The sequence below is a fragment of the Streptomyces sp. 130 genome, from assembly GCF_007096885.1.
Taxonomy (GTDB): domain Bacteria; phylum Actinomycetota; class Actinomycetes; order Streptomycetales; family Streptomycetaceae; genus Streptomyces.
Map to the genome: position 1 here is coordinate 1 of NZ_VJNO01000097.1, position 1,593 is coordinate 1,593.

The window sequence follows — 1,593 nt, forward strand, 5'->3', positions numbered from 1 at the left end:
AGATGACGCGCGAACACCCGCCCCAACGTCCCCGTACCACCCGTCAACAACACCGTCCCCGCAGCGTCGAACTCCACAACCTGCCGGTCACCATCGGACGGCGCGACGCGTTGGAGGCGGCCCACATGAGCACGTCCTTCACGCACCACCACCTGCGACTCCCCCAGCGCCAGCACGCGCGACATCTCGGCGGGTGCGCTCAGCTCACCGTCCAGCAGCACGACACGTCCGGGGTTCTCCGACTGCGCCGAGCGCACCAGACCCCACACCGCCGCGCCCGCTACGTCACCCACGCTTTCACCGGGCAGCGCGACGGCACCCAGCGTCCGCACCACCAACCGCGAGCGGTCGAACCGCTCATCGCCCAGCCACTCCTGCACCACCCCCAACACCTCGGAAACCGCATCCCGCACCACACCCGCGGAGACGGCCTCCGCCTCACCGGCGCGCAGCGAATCGAACGTCACCACGTCCGGCACCACACCCGACGAACCCACCACGTCGTCCCAGCGCCCCACCGTCAGTTCCGCCGCCTCGCCGGCTTCGGGCAACGCCGCCTCCGGCCACTCCACTCCGAACAGCGAACCCCGCACGCCGGATTCGGCCGCCGCGCGCCGTTCCCCTTCCACCGAGCGCAGCACGAGCGAACCGACCGACGCCACCACCGCACCACCGGCATCGGCGAGTGCCACCGACACCCGCCCCTCACCTTCCGCCGAGACCCGGACCCGCACCGCCGAAGCACCCAGCGCACCCACCGCACCCAGCGACACGTCCGACCACGCGAACGGCAACGCAGCACCCTCACTCGCGGCGCCCGACAGCGCCACCCCGTGCAACGCCGCATCGAAGAGGGCGGGGTGCAGGGCGTAGGCGCCGGGCTCGATCCCCTCGGGGAGGCCCACCTCCGCGTAGACATGCCCGTCGGACCGCCATGCCTCGCTCAGCCCGCGGAAGGACGGCCCGTAGCTCAGGCCCGCCTCCGCGATGCCTTCGTAGAACCCGTCCAGGTCCACCGGCTCAGCACCGGCCGGCGGCCACTGTCCCGCGGCCCACGCCACGTCGGCGACCCTGGACGCGTCAACGGCGGATACGACCGAGCCCGTGGCATGACGCACCCACGGCTGGTCCGTCGCTTCGGCTCGCGAGTGCACGGTCACCGAGCGTCGGCCGGAGTCGTCGCAGGGGCCGACGACGACCTGGAGGGCGACGCCCTCATGCTCCGGCAGCACCAGCGGCGCTTCCAGAGTCAGCTCCTCAAGGCCGGCGTACCCGACCTCGTCCGCTGCCCTGAGTGCCAGTTCCACGAAGCCCGTGCCGGGGAAGAGCGCGACGTCTCCGAGTGCGTGATCGGCCAGCCAGCGCTGGGTGCCGGTGGACAGGCGGCCGGTCAGAATCACGCTGTCGGCATCCGGCGACGTGACGACCGCGCTCAGAAGCGGGTGACCGGCCGTCGCCTGCCCCATCGACTCCGCGTCCGCGCCGTGCTGCTCGCCGACGATCCAGTAGTTCTGATGCTGGAAGGCGTACGTGGGCAGGTCGACGCGGCGGGCGCCTGTGCCTTCGAAGAGCCGGGCCCAGTCCACCGCCACA

Annotated in this window: 1 protein-coding gene; it reads right to left on the reverse strand. The window is 72.0% G+C overall.

What is annotated here, in order from left to right; genetic code table 11:
- Nucleotides 1-1,593 (reverse strand): polyketide synthase dehydratase domain-containing protein (locus FKN01_RS32140; protein WP_185993081.1); only part of this gene is annotated, 1,593 nt, incomplete at both ends.